This window comes from Pelorhabdus sp. sgz311002, from assembly GCF_056134285.1.
The window spans coordinates 25,721-40,313 of the sequence record NZ_JBWBCL010000006.1 but is presented as its reverse complement, the minus strand read 5'-3'; the positions used below and the strand labels follow the sequence as shown (position 1 = coordinate 40,313).

Below are 14,593 nucleotides of genomic sequence, written 5' to 3'. Positions count from 1 at the left end.
TGGATTAATCCAATGGTCCAATATGAATTGGCAAGGTGGTAAAATGATTGTTCAGCGTTTAGGACTGCCTATTTACTTGCAAGTAAAGGGGTATGTTTTAGATAAAATAAAATCGGGCGAATTGCAGCCGGGTGATCGTTTGCCGACAGAACGCGATTTGGCGAAAACCTTAGAAATCAGCCGTAATACAGTAAGTGCTGCTTATAAGGAACTGCTGTTAGAAGGTATACTAGAAGCACGGCAAGGCAAAGGAACCTTTGTAAAAAAAGAAGACCAGAGTTATGAAAGTGCTACTCTTCCCGGCAGTCGCTTGGAAAGAATGATGAAAATTATTGATGAAGCCATGCAAAAAGGCTTAGAACTTGGTTTTACTGTGGATCAGTTTACGGCGATTGCTAATGTCAGAGCTAGAGAGAAAGAAGTGGCTGTGCGTCATTTGCGGATTGCTGTTGTTGATGAAACGCCAGAATATTTAAGACGATTTTTGCAGCAACTATCCTCTTTAGCTGTTGCTTCATTAGAAGGCGTTGTTTTAGCTGATTTGCTTTCTGGTAAGACGAGTTTGGAACTGTTAAAGTCTTGTGATTATGTCGTAACAACAACGGCGCATTTAGCGGAAGTAGCTAAGTTGTGGGGAAGTTCTGATAAATTGATTACGCTTTCCGTTACGCCGAAGTTAGAGGCAGTTATTAAGCTAGCTCGTATTCCGGTTTATAGTAAAGTCGGTATTGTCGCTGAGAGCGAAGGATTTGCTAAATCAGTCCGAGAGCTCCTAGGTACAGTGACCGTAGGCGATATTTCGGTGTCTACTGCTCTGAATTATTCGAAAGAAGAACTAAAAGCTTTTTGTCAAGAGCAGACTATATTGATTGTGCCAGAAGAAGAGCAAGGGAAAGTTGCCGCGCTTACGACGCCAGAGCAGCAAGTTGTTGCGTTTTATTATGAGATTGACCAAGGGTCGCTGCATCAGCTTATGTCGCGTATCGTCAGTCAATCCCATTAATTTATATAACACCCATAGTTTATAAAAAAAAGAGTGAGGTAGAATCATGCAGACAGAAAAAACAAAAATTGTACTTGGTGTAATCGGTGCAGACTGCCACGCTGTTGGCAACAAAATTTTAGACTATGCCATAACAGCAGCAGGCTATGAAGTGATTAACCTAGGTGTTCTAGTGCGGCAGGAGGAATTTGTCAATGCTGCAATAGAAACAGATGCAAAGGCGATTTTAGTAGCTTCTTTATACGGACATGGTGAGATTGATTGTCGTGGTCTCAGAGAGCGTTGTGAAGAAGCCGGTTTGGACGATATCCTCATTTATGTCGGCGGGAATCTTGTAGTTGGCAAAACCGAATTTTCCGGCGTGGAAAAGAAGTTTTTGGAAATGGGCTACAACCGCGTTTATAAACCGGGAACTTTGCCGGAAGATGTGATTCGTGACCTGAAAGCAGATTTGGCGTAAAGGGGACGAGAAAACTGTGAATGTATTACTGATTGATTTTGGTAGTACTTACACCAAGATTACGGCAGTTGACCTGGAAAAAGAAGAAGTGTTAGGTACAGCGAAAGGATTTACTACGGTAGAGACAGACATTACAGAAGGGCTAAAAGCGGCGCAGGAAGAACTATTCCGTCAGACCGGTCCACTGTCTTTTGCTAAAACGCTTGCCTGCTCAAGTGCTGCCGGGGGACTCAAGATGATTGCCATCGGACTAGTGCCGGAGTTAACAGCGGAAGCGGCGAAACGGGCGGCTTTAGGGGCTGGCGCTAAGGTACTTAAGGTATACTGCCACGAGTTAAGTTCTTATGAACTTGATGAAATTCAGTCGTTAGAGCCAGATATTATTCTCTTGGCAGGTGGAACTGACGGCGGGAATAAAAAGGTCTTGTTGCATAATGCCGAGATTTTGACAGGGCTAAAGGCCGATACGCCGATTGTTGTTGCTGGCAATAAATCGATAGCGCCTCAGGTTGTAAGTATTTTAGAAACGAAGTTTTCGAAAGTAGTACCTACTGAGAATGTAATGCCGAAACTCGATCAACTTCATATTGACCCGGCTCGCAAAGCGATTCGTGATATTTTCTTTGAGCGGATTGTGGCAGCCAAAGGGCTCGATAAAGCCAATGCCATGGTAGATCAACTTGTCATGCCTACGCCGGCGGCCGTGCTTCGCGCAGCAGAACTATTAAGTGTCGGTACGGCGAAGGAAACAGGGGTCGGCGATTTGATGGTTGTTGATATTGGCGGCGCTACGACAGATGTGTATTCCTTGGCCAAAGGACAGCCGACCAAGCCGAATGTGCAGCTTAGGGGCTTAGAGGAGCCTTTTGCGAAACGAACCGTTGAAGGCGATTTAGGAATGCGCTATAGTGCCACGGCCTTACTGAAGGCGGCAGGAGCGCCGAAAATTGCTGCTTATGGCGATGTAACAGAAGAATCTGTAACTCGTTATATCGAAAAAATTGATCGTGACAAAGACTACCTGGCAACAACGCAGGAAGAACATACTTTGGAAACGGCCATGGGCAAAGCCTGTACAGCCTTAGCGGCTGACCGGCATGTCGGGCAGATTGAAAGCGTCTATTCTATTGTCGGTACCGTTTTTGTACAGACTGGCAAAGATTTAACAAAGGTAGAAACGGTTTTGGGAACAGGCGGTGTCATTGTCAATCATGGTGAGCCTGAGAAGATTTTGGCAGGCATTGTCTTTGATGAAACGGCGCCGGATTTGTTAAAGCCGCAAAAACCAAACATGTATGTAGATAGACTTTATATTCTCGCGGCTATGGGACTTTTGGCAGAAGCCTACCCTGATACAGCTGTGCGCATGATGAAAAAATATATGTTGGAAAAATAGATGGAGGGAAGCAAAGTGGAACTAAAAAATAAGAAATGGTCCCGCGATGAATTTTTTGCAATGCGTGAAGAGGTGTTGAAACAATGGCCTACAGGTAGTGAGGTCGATTTTGATGAGGCTGTGAAATACCATGAAACGATTCCCGCCAAAAAACATTTTGCGAAACGGCTAGTAAAAGCCAAACGCGATAAAGAAACTTTAACTCAGCCGCGCGCTGGCGTTGCCTTAATTGATGAACACATTCAGCTCTTAAATTTCTTAAAAGAAGAAGGTTTAGCTGATCTTTTACCGACAACGATTGATAGCTATACGCGGCAAAATCAATATAAAGAAGCGCAAAACGGGATTGAAGAAAGTAAACGGGCCGGACGTTCGCTATTAAATGGTTTTCCGGCAGTAAATCATGGCGTTCATGGAGTTCGTCGTTTAATTGAAAGTGTCAACGGACCGCTACAGGTTCGGCATGGTACGCCTGACGCTAGATTGCTTACGGAAATCTCTTTAGCAGGCGGCTTTACTTCTTACGAAGGCGGCGGTATTTCTTATAATATTCCTTACGCTAAAAGCGTTTCATTGGAACAGACGATTTTAGACTGGCAGTATGCTGACCGTTTAGTAGGTCTCTACGCCGAAGCTGGAGTAGAAATTAACCGCGAGCCCTTCGGACCTTTAACAGGAACGCTTGTACCGCCTTGTGTTTCTCATGCTGTAGCAATTATTGAGGGCCTCTTAGCAGCAGAACAAGGTGTAAAAAATATTACGCTTGGCTACGGTCAGTGCGGTAACTTAATTCAAGATATTGCGGCGATTCGGGCCTTGGAAGAATTGGCTGCAGAGTATTTTGCGAAACATGGCTATAATGATTGCGTGCTTACTAGCGTTTTCCATCAGTGGATGGGCGGTTTCCCGCAGGATGAAGCCAAAGCCTTTGGGGTTATTTCCTGGGGAGCTGCTGCGGCTGTATTGTCAGGGGCTACGAAGGTTATTGTCAAGACTCCCCATGAAGCTCTGGGTATTCCGACGAAAGAAGCCAACGCGCAAGGCCTTAGAGCGACGAAACAGGTCGTTAATATGCTGCGTGATCAGGTATTCCCGGTTACCGCGGAAGTGGCGGCAGAAATCGCTGTTATTAAAGCAGAAACTCACTGCATTTTAAATAAAGTGCAAGAACTCGGCAATGGTGACTATGCTGTGGGCGTTGTACGGGCCTTTGAAACAGGCGTTCTTGACGTTCCTTTCGCACCTAGCCGCTACAATTTAAATAAGATTTTACCGGCTCGTGATAATAACGGCGCTGTTCGTCTCTTTGATGTAGGCAATCTGCCCTTTACGGACGACCTCATTGCCTTCCATCGCGATAAAATTGAAGAAAGAGCGCAAGAAGAAGATCGCGCAGCAAGTTTCCAAATGGTAATCGATGATATTTATGCAATTTCCAATGGTCGTCTTGTCGGCAGACCACGCTAAGTACACAGAAACTTTCTAGCCCGGCCTTGCCGGGCTCTGCCTAGTTTCCGTTCATAAATCTACGATAAAAAGTCAGGAGATGGAGTTATGAAAATTGTTGATGTGATTTGTTCCCGTAGTTTAACAGGTTTTTATTTTGATGACCAGAGAGCGATTAAAAATAATGCTGTACATGAAGGCTTTACCTATGCAGGTACGCCGATTACGCCAGGGTTTAAGGCGATTCGTCAAGCCGGGGAAGCTGTATCTGTTACGATTTTATTAGAAGATGGTCAGGTGGCTTACGGCGATTGCGCCGCTGTGCAATATAGCGGTGCTGGCGGACGGGATCCCGTTTTTTTAGCTGACGATTTTATTCCAGTCATTGAACAGCAAATTCGGCCACGCCTTTTAGGCCGCGAGTTGTCCTCTTTTAAAGCGCTTGCCGAAGAAATTGATAGTTTAGCTGATGCCAATACAGGCAAACGGATTCACACAGCGCTGCGTTATGGCGTAACTCAGGCCATTTTGGACGCAGTCGCTAAAGCAAAACATCAATTGATGTGCGAAGTCATTGCCGACGAATACAACACTACAGTCAGCGATCGCGAAATTCCTATTTTTACGCAGTCTGGCGATGACCGTTATGATAATGCCGATAAAATGATCATTAAAGGTGCGCAGGTATTGCCGCATGCGCTTATTAATAATGTCAAAGAAAAACTTGGTGAAAAAGGTGAACTCCTTCTTGATTATGTAACTTGGTTAAAAAACCGCGTCTTAAAACTGCGCACTGATGAAGCCTATCTGCCTACGCTGCATATTGATGTTTATGGTACCATTGGTCTTGCTTTTAAAGGGAATATTGACGCTATGGTCGAATATTTCCGTAGTCTTGAACAGGCCGCTGCGCCGTTAAAACTTCGCATCGAAGGTCCAATGGATGTAGAAGAACGGGAAGGCCAGATGAAAGCTCTTACCGAGCTTACGGCAAAACTTCATAAAGAAAATATCCAGGTAGAAGTAGTTGCCGATGAATGGTGCAATACTTACGAAGACATCAAAGATTTTGCTGACCGGAAAGCTGGCGATATGCTGCAGATTAAGACACCGGATCTTGGCGGTATCAATAACATTATTGAAGCTGTCTTATATTGCAAGGAAAAAGGCGTTGGCGCCTATCAAGGCGGTACTTGCAACGAAACAGATCGTAGCGCGCAAGTCTGCGTGCATGTGGCTATGGCGACCCAACCAGCACAGATGCTGGCTAAACCAGGTATGGGCGTCGATGAAGGTCTCATGATTGTCTATAATGAAATGCAGCGTATCCTGGCTGTTCGCAAGGCTCGTAAAAACAAATAAACAAAAGTTTCAGGAGGATTCATTCATGAGAAGTATGATGCTTGGCGATCATTTGATGTATGCCAGTTATTTTGCGCCGCGGGGCCGCAATCGGATTTATGACCTGGGACAACAGCTTAGCGAAAGATATTTATCTCCCTTAGATCGCCTTATCGGCATTATCGGCGGCCCGGGAGCAGGCAAATCTTCTCTCGTCAAAGGCATGTTTCCGGGACTTGAACTGACAAACGATGATGATGGCGTTAATATTCGACCTTTGCCACTACTCAAGAATATTGATAAAGGCTTTTTTAACAGTCATACCTATCATGTTGATATCCGTTTCGAAATGGCGTTTACGCAGCTTCATGTTTTGGCGGAAGCCGTGCAAAAGGCTCTATCTCATGGCAAGCGGGTTATTGTGGAACATTTTGATCTTCTATATCCAGCCCTAGAAGTCAACGCTGACGTGCTCTTTGGCGTAGGTGGCGAGGTCATTGCGGTAAGACCAACGGTTTTCGGCCCCTTGCCGCAAGAGGTGCTGGAAGTTGTTACTCATACACTGCGGTATCGGAAAATGGCTCATACGGCGGAAGATTTGACAGCTATGATTTTGCGCAACGACTATAATGCCATTTTAGATTTTAGTCATCGTGATGTGCATCATGGCTTTGTTCTTGAGTATCCTTTAAACATCGAAGCCGATTTGGCAGAAGTGGAGAAAAAAGTAAAGGACCTCATTGATGACGGGGTCAAAGTTTGTTATCACGATGAGGCTCATATCCGAATTGGGAAAGATTTATGGGATTGTTCCGGGCCACGGACTCATGTGAAAAATACGGAAGACATTGAAAATTTCCGGCTTGTTCACCATTATACTTATGATCCTAAGACCAAGAGTTATTTGATTATTGGAATTGTCGGCCCTAAAGCTGATGATTTAGACGGCTTTGCCGCTTTGAGCTACTCGGTTCGATAAGTATAGCGGCACCCGTCACAATGGAAAAGAGGAGGCAGACTCGATGCAAAAGCTTCAACCTGCCCAGGCGGGGACCTTGGAATCAAATGATATTCAAATTACTTTATCGCCAGCGGCTGCCGGCAGCGGCATCCAGATTGAGTTGACAAGTGCTGTTCTACTGCAATTTGGCGATCAGATTAAAGCGGTTCTTCTGGCTGTAGCGCAGGAGCAGAATGTAACCGATATTTTGGTGCAAGCCCATGATCGCGGTGCGTTAGATTGTACGATCCGGGCTAGAATGCTGGCAGTTTTAGCCAGAGCCGGTGTGACCATAAAGGAGGCGATGGCATGATTTCGCTTCGGAGAAGTTTGCTTTTTTTGCCGGGGAATAATCCGGGAATGTTGCAAAACGGCGGTGTATTTGGTGCCGACGGTGTCATTTTAGACTTAGAAGATTCTGTAGCGCCTAACCAAAAGGATGCTGCTCGGTTTCTTGTATCTCAGGCCTTAAAAACAGTAGATTATGAACAAAGCGAGACCATTGTCAGGGTAAATCCCCTGGACACTTTTGGGAAAACAGATATTCCGGCCATTGTTGCTTGCCGTCCTTCGGCATTGCTACTACCCAAGGTAGAAAGTCCTGATGATATTTTAGCGGCAGTACGCCTGATTGAAACGGCAGAAAAAACGCCGGGAGAGGTCAAGATTATTGCTCTGTTAGAAACGCCGAAAGGAATTGCCGAAGCCTATTCAATTGCGAAAGCCCATGAGCGGATTGTGGCTCTTGCCTTAGGGGCGGAAGATTACACGGCAGCGCTCGGAGCGAAGCGGACGAAAGAAGGCAATGAAATTTTCTCAGCTCGGACGCAAGTCATCAATTCGGCAGCTGCCGCCGGAATCCAATCGATTGATACACCCTTTACTGATGCGGCTGATGAAGCAGGCTTAATCGCTGATACGATGCTAGCAAAACGTCTTGGCTTCAAAGGGAAATTGAGCATTAATCCGCGGCAAATCGATTCGATTCATTCCGTCTTCAATCCATCGCCTCAAGATATTATCTGGGCTGATCAAGTGATTGCCGCTATTGAAAAAGCCGAATCGGAAGGAGCCGGTGTGGCGTCTTTGAACGGGAAAATGGTTGATGCTCCTGTTGTGAGTCGGGCGCAGACGATTCGTTTTCTGGCAGAACGGTTAGGACTCAAGGGGGAAGATGCGCTATGAAAAATAGTATTGGCAGAGAAGTACCAACAGAGTTGGCTGGACGTACTTTACAGCCCTTTCAAGGAGCCTTTGAGACACCGCCGACAATGCGTCGCGCTGCACCGCCGGTAAAAACGATTCACCCTGGCGAAGACAAACTATTTGACAGTTTGGAAGCCGTTTTTAAAGCGATTCCTGTCCGCGACGGAATGACATTAGGATTCCATCACCATTTGCGTAATGGCGACGGTGTTGTCAATCAGGTGCTAGCCGTAGCTGCCAAGCTTGGCTTGAAGAATTTAACCATTGCGTTAAGTTCGGTTTTTCCGGTTCATGCGCCGCTCGTTGACTATGTAAAACAAGGCGTTGTCGCCAAGTTAGATACCAATTATATGTCTGGCCCTGTAGCGCAGGCTGTTTCGGAAGGTCTTTTCACCGAACCAGTTATGCTCCGTACTCATGGCGGTAGAGCCAGAGCCATTGAGTGCGACCAGCTTCATATTGATGTGGCTTTTGTGGCTGCTCCAGCAGCAGATCCTTACGGGAATCTAAATGGCGTGGCTGGGCAGGCTGCTTGTGGTTCGCTTGGTTATGCTATGCCTGATGCTGAATACGGCGATGTTGTTGTTGCGGTGACAGATCATATTGAAGCGTATCCGCTTGCTCCTGTTTCGATTCCTCAGACGAGAGTAGATTATGTCGTCAAAGTCGATTCGATTGGCGATCCTAAGGGGATTGTATCAGGTACGACGAAAGTGACAAAAGATCCTGTTGCTTTAAAAATTGCGGAATCTGCCGCAAAAGTCATTGATGCTCTTGGCTTTATTAAAAACGGGTTTTCCTTCCAGACAGGCGCTGGCGGCGCTTCGCTGGCTACAGCGGCTTTTGTGAAAAAAATGATGCAGGAACGCCAGGTAAAAGGCAGTTTTGCTTTAGGCGGCATTACTGGTTTCATGGTTAATATGCTGGAAGAAGGCTTGTTTGAAAAGATCATTGACGTACAGGGCTTTGATCTGGAAGCGGTTCATTCCATTGCGACGAATCCCAATCATCTCGAAATCAGCGCGGGCGGCTATGCCAGCCCCTTTAATAAAGGTTGTGCTGTAAATCAGCTTGATGTAGTGATTTTAGGCGCTACCGAAATTGATACGAAGTTCCATGTTAATGTTGTAACTGGTTCTGACGGCGTAATTATGGGCGGTTCTGGCGGACATAGCGACGCAGCGGCTGGCGCTAAAGTAACGATTGTTGTAGCAAATTTAATTCGCGGTCGGTTACCGATCATTGTTGATGAAGTGCTTACAGCGACTACGCCAGGTGAAACGATTGATATACTTGTTACCGAACGGGGAATTGCAGTGAATCCTAAGCGTCCGGAACTAACAGAAGCTCTCTTAAAACGGAAGCTTCCCGTAAAATCCATAGAGGAATTAAAAGCAAAAGCGGAGAAAATAGCAGGAAAACCGAAAGCGATCCCCCATGACGGTCCTGTTGTTGCTCTTGTTGAGTATCGCGACGGAACGATCATTGATGTGGTTCGCAAAGTTGTGAGGTAATGATATGTGGAATTCCTTTACGGAGAGAGTTGTAAATCTAAATAATCAGAAGGAAGTTGCGGAAATCAGAGATTTTCTTGCTCCTTTCGAGTTATCTTTTGATGGTCAAGTTGATTATACCGTTGCCATCATGGATAACGATACTTTGATAGCCACAGGATCGCTTAGCGGTCCTGTGCTTCGTAATTTTGCGGTAGATGAAAATTACCAAGGTGAAAATCTTACTGGTAAAGTAGTGACTCATTTACTGAGCGAAGCGGCAAGGCGTGGTCATTTTCACACATTTTTATTTACAAAACCGAAAATTGTCCAACTTTTTACGCAGCTTGGTTTTGCTTTGCTCTGCGAAGTCGAAAAAGCGGCGCTGCTGGAAACGGGCCTTCCGTCGATTGCGAACTATAAGCAAGATCTTGCGGCGCAGACTGCCGATCTGCCCCCAGGGCGGCGGGCTGTTCTGGTGATGAATTGCAATCCCTTTACGAAAGGCCATCAGGCAATTATCGAACAGGCAGCGAGAGAGTGTGATTCGGTAGTCGTGCTTGTCGTCAGTGAAGACCAGTCTGCGTTTCCGTTTGCCGTTCGCTATGAACTTGTCAAGGCAGGGGTGAAACATCTAGCGAATGTTCGCGTTGTGCCAAGTGGTCCCTATACGGTATCGCGGGCTACTTTCCCTGATTACTTTGTGAAAGGGAATGATGCTGTGACGGCGCAAACCCAGCTGGATGCTAAACTTTTTGCTGTGCATATTGCTCCAACGCTGCAAGCAACGGTGCGTTATGTAGGCGAAGAGCCTTATTGTGAAGTAACTAGAGCATATAATAGTGCTTTAGCGGTTGTTTTGCCCCAGCATGGCATCGAAGTAAAAGTAGTCCGCCGTTTAGCTCAGGATGATGAGGCGATTAGCGCTTCGAAAGTTCGCGAACTAATTCGGCAAGGAAAAATAGCCGAAATCGCTGCCATTGTGCCGGAAACTACATATGAATATTTACAGTCTGATCAGGCAAAAGTGATTATTGAAAAAATTCGCACCTTTTCCACGCGACATTAGTCAGAATGGGTTGAATATTGTCCCACTTTTCTATACAATATACATAGAAGCAGTTATTTAGAAAGTATGGGGCTGCTAACTCATTCATGAGGGGGAAGTGTTGTGGATTTAAATGAAGAATCAGTAGAAATGCATAAAAAATACCAAGGTAAACTAGCTGTTGCCAGTAAGGTGCCTGTAACAAACCGTCATGAGTTAAGCATTGCTTATACGCCGGGCGTTGCTGAACCTTGCCGACGCATTAAGGAAAATAAAGATTTGTCTTTTGAATATACTTGCCGTGGTAACATGGTTGCTGTTGTTTCTGATGGAACTCGCGTACTGGGCCTTGGCGACATTGGGCCAGAAGCGGCGCTTCCGGTTATGGAAGGAAAGTCCGTTTTATTTAAAACTTTTGCGGATGTGGATGCGGTGCCAATCTGTATTGACACCAAAGACCCTGCAAAGATTATTGAAACAGTTCGCTTATTGCAGCCTAATTTTGCCGGCATCAATTTAGAAGATATTTCTTCGCCAAAATGCTATGATGTAGAAGATGAGCTAAAGAAAATCATGGATATTCCTGTATTTCATGATGATCAGCATGGTACGGCAATTGCCGCTCTTTCGGCTTTGATCGGTGCGTTGCGTTTTGTAAAGAAAGATATTAAAACAGCGAAGATCATTGTAAATGGCGCTGGTGCTGCTGGTTCCGCTATTGCTCGTCTTATTGTTAATGCTGGGGCAGAAAACCTTTTTGTCATTGATCGCGATGGCGCTTTGTATGATGGTATGGAAGGCTTAAACCGCATTCAACAAGATTTAGCAAAACGGTCAAATAAAAATAAAATCAAAGGCTTCTTGGCTGACATTGCTAAAGGTGCCGACGTGCTTTTGGGTGTTTCAGCACCAAATGTATTTACAAAAGAAATTGTTTCAACGATGAATTCCGGTTCGATTGTGTTGGCTATGGCGAATCCTGTGCCAGAAATCAGCTATGCCGATGCGAAAGCAGCTGGCGCGGCTGTAGCTGGAACAGGCCGCAGCGATGCGCCGAACCAGGTTAATAATGTTACTGTATTCCCTGGCGTATTCCGCGGCGCTTTAGATGTTCGCGCTCGTCAGATCAATGAAGAAATGAAAATTGCCGCAGCTTATGCTATTGCTGGCTTGGTAACGGATGAAGAACTTCGCGAAGACTATGTGCTTCCTGATGCTTTTGATCCTCGTGTAGCTCCTGCTGTAGCAGCTGCTGTAGCCAAAGCAGCTATGGATACTGGCGTTGCCCGCATTACAGTAGATCCTGAAGTGATTCGGGAAAATACAGCAAAACGGGTAAAACGGTAATCAATTTTAAATTTTAAAATTTTAGTAATTATAGCATAGGATACGTATTGACATAACTATGGTCCTATGCTATAATTTTATCTTGTCGGGGATAACTTGAAAGAAAACTTCTGCTAAGCGAGAAAGTACAAAATACGATCTTGGAAAAAAGAAGTTGACAAATAAAAATATCTCTGGTATACTAAGTAAGTCGTTGATCGGGGCGTGGCTCAGTTTGGTAGAGTACCTGGCTTGGGACCAGGGGGTCGCAGGTTCGAATCCTGCCGCTCCGACCATATAAAAACAGTATGCGGGTGTAGCTCAATGGTAGAGCGCTAGCCTTCCAAGCTAGTTACGAGGGTTCGATTCCCTTCACCCGCTCCATAGTAAAATCAAGGCCTCACGGTACTTTCCGTGAGGCCTGTTTTTTTGCTATAACACCTTATTTACACCTTATTGCGAAAAAATAACTGAAAACCAATAACAATAAATGAAAATATGAGGAAAAACTGATTTGACAAGTAGTTTGATATTGGGTGAATTTTAAATTATATATTATAAAAATGATCAATAAGTGAATCTAAAAATAGTCAGGGCGTTGTGGGATTGTTCCACAACGCCTTTTTCTTTTTAAGTAACTATTAAAGATATGGTGACAATAAATCCAATAAGTATTGGCCAAATGTATCTTTTTTAGAATTTTTGCAGGAAGTAAAGTATTCTTTAAGTTTTTCTTTATTTAGTTCTAATCCCATAATACATATTGCGCCTCTATTATTGTGTTTATAAACTCGTTTTTCTAATTCGGTTTTATCTTTGCGATCTCCATAAATATTTCTTAATAGGGCATTTAATTTTTGCGGTGTTAAGGATAGGGGAGTGTTTGAGATTTTAGCCATTCTATGTAGGTAGCATAAAAATCTATGGTGCGAACCGTGGTATTTTTATCGAGATGATTTTCAATATTTGCTTTGCTTAGATCATAGGTGTCAATAGTAAATTCTTCTATAAATTGTTTAATTAATATTTGATCATCAGGAATTGCCTCATCTTCGAATATTGAAGAAGTGTAGCCGATCCAAAAGAGCAGCTATTGAGGGGGAGGCCTCAATAGCTGCTCTTTTATTCCTATATTCGCGGTGTGTAGATTTGACACAAAATCTATATATAAGCAAAGTTATTAAAAAAATATACAAAAATTTTTAGCATAAACTCGCGTAAGGTAATTTTGCCCAAGTTATGTTTTTATTGTAATTAGTCTTTAAAGAGTTATTATCCTAACTTAAGGAAACTATATACATAGTTCAGTTGTATTTTTGCACAAAAGGATAAGATAGGGAAGGGATAAGATTTGTTTAATACCATTGAGAAGGTCTTAGCAAGTATGGGCATTTTATTAGTAGCTCAATTTCTATCTCTTCGTGCCTATTGTATAATAACCAATTATGACCTTGAAGATAAGTTGGGAATTGAAACAATGAGCATGGGCGGTGGCATGTTGGGAATAATATTAATTTTTCTATGGATGGTTTTTAAAGTAGTTTATAGGTTGGAATTAGTATTTTAGGTTGGAATTGATTTCTTCATATAGTAGCAATTAATTGCCGCAAAATCTAATAAAGATGATTTCCGTCAACCAGGCAGAATTGAATTTCGTTATGCAAAGTATACTAATTCTAACTTGGGAGGTACCGTGTGAAATATTATAGGCCATTTATTCATGTGATAATTTACGGGATCGTAATATCACTCTTTTCTTTTAATCATGTATTAGCTGCAAACAAAGAAATCCCTAGTTTTTTTGCACACACTAGCTCTATTTTGTCATCAGATCAAATCGTCAATGATTTCATGGTGGCCGGAGGCGAGGGCACTATTTTTGGCCAAGTCAGAAAGTGTGTCATCGTTATTGATGGTAACTTAGCAATCAAAAATGGAGCAATCGTTGATGGGCAGATTATAATATTAGGCGGCGATGTGCAGATAGAAGATGGAGCAATAGTTGAACGGATTCCATGGATTATAGCACCGCAAGGACATCCTCTTGTTCCATTTTTGGTAGCAATTTTACTAGGCTTGGGAGCCTTCATCCTTATTGTTTTACCACTCTTTCTTTGGTTTATTTATCTACTCTTAAGAAAAACTTCATGGTATTCGAATATAGAGAGGCAATTGTTCTATGTAGAAAAGCGTTGGCCGTTTATTTATGTAACTATCGGCTTATTGATTAGCGGCTTAATGTTAGCTTTGTTTAGTGAAATTGCATGGAATACTCTATTTCGCCATACTCTTGTATTATTTGATGATAGTTTTATTTGGCTTATCAGATATTTTTCCAATCCCTATATGGATAAAGTGATGATAGGCCTATCTGACCTGGGGTTTGGTACTAGTTATATTGTACTTGTAGGACTTGCATTGCTGGTTCTTATTTATAGCAAGCGCTGGAAAGAACTTATGAGTATGGCTATTTGTTTAGCCGGAGGAGCAGTATTAAGTTCTTTATTGAAGAATTTATTTCATCGTGCAAGACCAGAGGCATTCTGGGTAGTTCCCGAAATAGGATATAGTTTTCCTAGCGGCCATGCGCTTGCAACTCTGTGCTTTTATGGTATGGTCGCTTTTTTACTTATGCGTTCTAGCACCAATTGGCACAAAAAAATAGTCGTCGTTGTTCTTACAATGGCAATGGTGGTAGTTGTTGGAATAAGCCGTGTTTACTTAGGTGTTCACTACCCTACTGATGTTATAGCGGGCTATGCTATAGGGTCCATGTGGTTGGCTTTTTGCATATCTTTTCTTTTGTGGTGGGAAGGCACAGAAAGATAGTCGTCTAGGAAAGCGACTTATTTTGCTTTACTATTCAGATGTCTT

14 protein-coding genes and 2 tRNA genes are annotated in these 14,593 nt (G+C 43.6%); 15 read left to right on the top strand and 1 reads right to left on the bottom strand.

All coding sequences use genetic code 11. The features are described 5' to 3' along the window. Positions 1 to 43: 43 nt before the first annotated feature. From AC0NJP_RS10655 to AC0NJP_RS10595, 13 genes are all read left to right on the top strand, one after another. Positions 44 to 1,003, top strand: coding sequence for a GntR family transcriptional regulator (locus AC0NJP_RS10655; RefSeq protein ID WP_474039842.1), 960 nt, complete (start codon positions 44 to 46; stop codon positions 1,001 to 1,003). Positions 1,004 to 1,049: 46 nt separating this feature from the next. Beyond that, complete coding sequence (gene glmS / locus AC0NJP_RS10650; RefSeq protein WP_474039841.1) at positions 1,050 to 1,463, top strand: methylaspartate mutase subunit S; 414 nt, start codon at positions 1,050 to 1,052, stop codon at positions 1,461 to 1,463. Positions 1,464 to 1,479: 16 nt separating this feature from the next. Beyond that, complete coding sequence (gene glmL, locus AC0NJP_RS10645; RefSeq protein WP_474039840.1) at positions 1,480 to 2,859, top strand: methylaspartate mutase accessory protein GlmL; 1,380 nt, start codon at positions 1,480 to 1,482, stop codon at positions 2,857 to 2,859. 15 nt (positions 2,860 to 2,874) lie between these two features. Beyond that, entirely contained in the window at positions 2,875 to 4,326 is a 1,452-nt protein-coding gene (locus AC0NJP_RS10640) for a methylaspartate mutase subunit E (RefSeq protein WP_474039839.1), read from the top strand. A gap of 87 nt (positions 4,327 to 4,413) precedes the next feature. Then, positions 4,414 to 5,667, top strand: coding sequence for a methylaspartate ammonia-lyase (locus AC0NJP_RS10635; protein ID WP_474039838.1), 1,254 nt, complete (start codon positions 4,414 to 4,416; stop codon positions 5,665 to 5,667). Positions 5,668 to 5,692: 25 nt separating this feature from the next. Further along, entirely contained in the window at positions 5,693 to 6,625 is a 933-nt protein-coding gene (locus AC0NJP_RS10630) for an alanyl-tRNA editing protein (RefSeq protein WP_474039837.1), read from the top strand. Positions 6,626 to 6,668: 43 nt separating this feature from the next. Next, positions 6,669 to 6,959 (top strand): citrate lyase acyl carrier protein, encoded by a 291-nt coding sequence (gene citD / locus AC0NJP_RS10625; RefSeq protein ID WP_474039836.1) that lies wholly within the window; start codon positions 6,669 to 6,671, stop codon positions 6,957 to 6,959. Continuing rightward, positions 6,959 to 7,831 (top strand): HpcH/HpaI aldolase/citrate lyase family protein, encoded by an 873-nt coding sequence (locus AC0NJP_RS10620; RefSeq protein ID WP_474040066.1) that lies wholly within the window; start codon positions 6,959 to 6,961, stop codon positions 7,829 to 7,831. Before citD ends, AC0NJP_RS10620 begins: the two co-directional genes overlap by 1 nt. Next, complete coding sequence (citF, locus tag AC0NJP_RS10615; protein ID WP_474039835.1) at positions 7,828 to 9,366, top strand: citrate lyase subunit alpha; 1,539 nt, start codon at positions 7,828 to 7,830, stop codon at positions 9,364 to 9,366. The genes AC0NJP_RS10620 and citF overlap by 4 nt, the downstream gene beginning before the upstream one ends. Positions 9,367 to 9,370: 4 nt before the next feature. Continuing rightward, positions 9,371 to 10,414 (top strand): [citrate (pro-3S)-lyase] ligase, encoded by a 1,044-nt coding sequence (gene citC, locus AC0NJP_RS10610; RefSeq protein WP_474039834.1) that lies wholly within the window; start codon positions 9,371 to 9,373, stop codon positions 10,412 to 10,414. Positions 10,415 to 10,516: 102 nt separating this feature from the next. Continuing rightward, the gene (locus tag AC0NJP_RS10605; protein ID WP_474039833.1) at positions 10,517 to 11,740 is read left to right on the top strand and encodes an NAD(P)-dependent malic enzyme; all 1,224 of its coding nucleotides are present in this window, start codon (positions 10,517 to 10,519) and stop codon (positions 11,738 to 11,740) included. A gap of 198 nt (positions 11,741 to 11,938) precedes the next feature. Continuing rightward, positions 11,939 to 12,015, top strand: a tRNA-Pro gene (locus tag AC0NJP_RS10600). A 14-nt stretch (positions 12,016 to 12,029) separates the two neighbouring features. Then, a tRNA-Gly gene (locus AC0NJP_RS10595) sits at positions 12,030 to 12,103 on the top strand. A gap of 257 nt (positions 12,104 to 12,360) precedes the next feature. Here the strand turns inward: AC0NJP_RS10595 and AC0NJP_RS10590 are convergent. Continuing rightward, positions 12,361 to 12,618: a hypothetical protein gene (locus tag AC0NJP_RS10590; RefSeq protein ID WP_474039832.1), complete on the bottom strand. Its 258-nt coding sequence runs from the start codon at positions 12,616 to 12,618 to the stop codon at positions 12,361 to 12,363. Positions 12,619 to 13,070: 452 nt separating this feature from the next. Between AC0NJP_RS10590 and AC0NJP_RS10585 the strand changes: the two genes are divergently transcribed. Then, positions 13,071 to 13,286, top strand: coding sequence for a hypothetical protein (locus tag AC0NJP_RS10585; protein ID WP_474039831.1), 216 nt, complete (start codon positions 13,071 to 13,073; stop codon positions 13,284 to 13,286). Positions 13,287 to 13,414: 128 nt separating this feature from the next. Next, positions 13,415 to 14,548 carry a phosphatase PAP2 family protein gene (locus tag AC0NJP_RS10580; protein ID WP_474039830.1) on the top strand — a complete coding sequence of 378 codons (1,134 nt, stop codon included), beginning with the start codon at positions 13,415 to 13,417 and terminating at the stop codon, positions 14,546 to 14,548. Positions 14,549 to 14,593: the final 45 nt, after the last annotated feature.

What these genes read in the sequence shown, in the direction of transcription:
- AC0NJP_RS10655 (WP_474039842.1), top strand. Translation starts at nt 44, where the DNA reads ATGATTGTTCAGCGTTTAGGACTGCCTATTTACTTGCAAGTAAAGGGG.
- glmS (WP_474039841.1), top strand. Translation starts at nt 1,050, where the DNA reads ATGCAGACAGAAAAAACAAAAATTGTACTTGGTGTAATCGGTGCAGAC.
- AC0NJP_RS10635 (WP_474039838.1), top strand. Translation starts at nt 4,414, where the DNA reads ATGAAAATTGTTGATGTGATTTGTTCCCGTAGTTTAACAGGTTTTTAT.
- AC0NJP_RS10630 (WP_474039837.1), top strand. Translation starts at nt 5,693, where the DNA reads ATGAGAAGTATGATGCTTGGCGATCATTTGATGTATGCCAGTTATTTT.
- citD (WP_474039836.1), top strand. Translation starts at nt 6,669, where the DNA reads ATGCAAAAGCTTCAACCTGCCCAGGCGGGGACCTTGGAATCAAATGAT.
- citF (WP_474039835.1), top strand. Translation starts at nt 7,828, where the DNA reads ATGAAAAATAGTATTGGCAGAGAAGTACCAACAGAGTTGGCTGGACGT.
- citC (WP_474039834.1), top strand. Translation starts at nt 9,371, where the DNA reads ATGTGGAATTCCTTTACGGAGAGAGTTGTAAATCTAAATAATCAGAAG.
- AC0NJP_RS10590 (WP_474039832.1), bottom strand. Translation starts at nt 12,618, where the DNA reads ATGGCTAAAATCTCAAACACTCCCCTATCCTTAACACCGCAAAAATTA.